The sequence below is a fragment of the Segatella copri genome, from assembly GCF_009495355.1.
Classification (GTDB): Bacteria; Bacteroidota; Bacteroidia; order Bacteroidales; family Bacteroidaceae; genus Prevotella.
Genome location: NZ_VZAD01000054.1, coordinates 1 through 3223, shown reverse-complemented (window position 1 = coordinate 3223; position 3223 = coordinate 1). Strand labels below are relative to the sequence as shown.

The 3223-nt window shown below is 42.4% G+C and carries 3 protein-coding genes; 1 reads left to right on the top strand and 2 read right to left on the bottom strand.

Annotation, left to right across the window (positions count from 1 at the left end; genetic code table 11):
- Nucleotides 1–148: 148 nt before the first annotated feature.
- Complete coding sequence (locus tag F7D20_RS06210; RefSeq protein ID WP_158463300.1) at nucleotides 149–1711, top strand: ATP-binding protein; 1563 nt, start codon at nucleotides 149–151, stop codon at nucleotides 1709–1711.
- A gap of 74 nt (nucleotides 1712–1785) precedes the next feature.
- On the opposite strand, the gene F7D20_RS06205 is transcribed toward F7D20_RS06210, so the two are convergent.
- Together F7D20_RS06205 and F7D20_RS06200 are read right to left on the bottom strand one after the other, a co-directional pair.
- A complete protein-coding gene (locus F7D20_RS06205) occupies nucleotides 1786–2196 on the bottom strand; it encodes a helix-turn-helix domain-containing protein (RefSeq protein ID WP_228114123.1) in 411 nt (136 codons plus the stop codon).
- Complete coding sequence (locus tag F7D20_RS06200; protein WP_228114122.1) at nucleotides 2108–2962, bottom strand: hypothetical protein; 855 nt, start codon at nucleotides 2960–2962, stop codon at nucleotides 2108–2110. The genes F7D20_RS06205 and F7D20_RS06200 overlap by 89 nt, the downstream gene beginning before the upstream one ends.
- Nucleotides 2963–3223 lie beyond the last annotated feature (261 nt).

The window sequence follows — 3223 nt, the reverse complement described above, 5'->3', positions numbered from 1 at the left end:
GTTCAGGTGTCTACTTCCTATGTTTTAGGTGTCTACTTCGTAGGAATGCGACACCCATTTTAACGATTATTTTGTTAATAATCAGAAAAACGCTTGCTTTATGAAATATTATCTGTATCTTTGTGCTGGGATTAAAAAGATTAAGATTATGGCTTCAAAGAGATATCCTTTGGGAATACAAACGTTCTCCGAAATCGTGAAAGGGAATTACTTCTATGCTGACAAGACGGCTATCGTCTATCAGTTGGCTCATTATGCCAAGTTTCATTTTCTGAGTCGCCCACGTCGATTCGGAAAGTCCTTGTTTGTATCTACCCTCCAGGCTTACTTCGAGGGTAAGAAAGAACTGTTCAAGGGACTTGCCATCGAACAGATGGAGAAGGAGTGGACGGCATATCCCGTCATCCACCTGGATCTGAGTTGTGGTAAATATTATAGTTTGGAGAATACTAAAATCATATTAAATAATATCCTTAAAGTTGAAGAGCAGAAATATGGAATAGAAGTTCCTGAATCTGAGCGTGAAGGCTTTGGGGGGCGCTTTAGGGATATCTTGTTGGCTGCCACGGCTCAAACAGGTAAGCAAGTTGTTGTTCTCATCGACGAATATGATGCTCCAATGCATGATTCTGTCAGTGACGAAGAGTTGCAGAAGACCATCCGCAACATCATGCGCGATTTCTTTAGCCCCTTGAAGCAGCAAGAGGGAAACATTCGCTTTGTTTTTATCACAGGCATCTCTAAGTTTAGTCAGCTCAGCATCTTTAGTGAGTTGAACAATCTCAAGATTCTCACGTTGAAGGATGAATACAGTAGCTGTTGTGGTATCACCAAGAGTGAATTGACTCAGTATTTCCGTGAGGGTATCGAGGAGATGGCAGAGCATAATGGACTCACTTATGAGGAGACCTTGCGGCAACTCAAGCAGCATTATGATGGTTACCATTTCAGTATCAATAGCGAGGATATCTTCAATCCTTATAGTATTATCAATGCTTTGGACGATAAGGAGTTTAATAGCTATTGGTTTACATCTGGTACGCCTACGTTCTTGATAGAACTGATGCAGCAGAAGAATTTGGACATGCTCAATCTGGACGATTTGTGGATACAGGCATCACGTTTTGATACACCTACGGAAAGGCTTACTGATCCTATTCCTGTTCTTTTCCAAAGTGGCTATCTAACTATTAAGGGATACGAAAAAAATGGTAAATTGTATCATCTATGTTTCCCAAATCAAGAAGTAAGACAAGGTTTCTCGGAAAGTCTCGTCTGGTATTATACTGCGCAAGACATGAAAAGATATGATGCCATCGTGTATGCTTATTCCAAGAATGTGCTCGTCAATGACGACATGGGAGCCTTTATGCCTCACTTGAAGGCATTCTATGATAAGTTCCCATATACGATTATCAACAATAATGAGCGTCATTATCAAGCCGTGATGTTCACTATCTTTACCATGCTTGGCGAAGATGTGAAGGTGGAGCATACCACTTCGGATGGAAGAATAGACCTTGTGCTCAAGACGGACAAGAGTATCTTTATCTTTGAGTTGAAATATGAGAAGTCTGCTGATACCGCTATGGCGCAAATCAGCGGCAAGGACTATGCCAAGGCTTTTGCCGATGATGAGCGGAAGGTTGTGAAAGTGTGTGTCAACTTCTCTGAAGACCAGCGAAGCATAGAGGATTGGGCGATAGAATAAATGACATCTTGAGGTTGATAAAACGCAGAATCCTGCCGGCATTACTGCCAACAGGATTTTTTTTGCTACAGCTCTCAACTTAAAGTTCTGGTGGCAGCCTGTTCTTCTCTCCATTCGGCAGGTGTGCAACCCTCCTTGGTCTTGAAGACCCGATACAGATAGGTTCGGGCAGAGAAGCCACACTCGGCAGAAATGATATCATTGCTATAATCAGGATAATCCAACATCATCTTCTTTGCTGCATTGAAACGGATCTCGCTGAGCCATATTCTGAATGTAGACTGCATATACTGGTCGAAGAATATAGACAATTCCTCCTTGGAGATACTCAGTGTGCGGGAGAGGGTCAGCATATTCACAGCACAGTCCTTATATCCCAAATCGGCACACCATTCGTCAAGACGCTGCCGGATAAAGTCGATGCGCTCCTCTGACAGCTGCTGTAAAGTTTCTGTACCTGTCCTGCAGCTTTTGTCTTTGTTCAAACTTGCCCCCCCCAGATGGTTTCTGGTGTCCTGTTCTCACCGACGCGCTGATTTCCTCTTCTTTGTCCAACAGTTCTTCGGTTGGGGTATAACTGTTGCCGAGAGCGATAAACGTAAGATTGAAGAACAACAGGGCAAACAATACGACGGGACCTACTATATATAATAAAGTAGTGGAAAAGATGGCAACCGGCATAGCGAGAACTGTGAGCCAGAGAATAATGACACTGGCTCGGGAACATCTTACGTAAGGCAACATATCCGTTGCTACCATAGTCTCCAACAACTTCTTGCGCCTGATCATCTCGCGGATAATCATGAATATGCAATAGATGACACTTAGGCAGAACAGAGCCAGCATCAGATAGAGTCCTTCTCTGATATACAGGCTATGATGAAGACTGATTTCCACGCAAAAGACAAGGAGAATGGCTGCATAAATACCACAGCACATCTGAATCATCTTCCTGAGGTTGGCACGGGTGGTTTCTATGTTGTAGATTCCCATGGAGATAAGCGAGAAACAAGGGGTATAGATGAGGATGTTGACGACCGCCCCTAAATTATCGTGCATGGCACGGAATCCGAAAACCATCTGCACCGCATATTGCATCGCCAATCCTATCATGGCGGCAACGATCATCCATCGTGAACGCTCATACCGCTTGTTCTCCCATCTCACTTGCAGATGAGAGACTGCCACGATGAAGGCATTGACGAGCATGAATATGAGACATGCAAACTGTAATAGATATAATGAGTCCATACGCTTCTTATCCTTACAAAATAAGTAATTATGCTTGCAAAGGTAAAATAATTATTTCAGAAAAAGGTACAATAAGGTCAAAATATTAATGAAAATACAAGAATGCTGTGTGCCTATTTATAGGGTTTCAAATAATGGCTCACCCGATATATCTAGGGGAAATTTTTTTGATTCTACAGAAAAATTTATACCTTTGCACCATGAACAATCAAGGACTATTATCATTGGCACAGTTGATACTGCCATCAGAGATACTTTCAA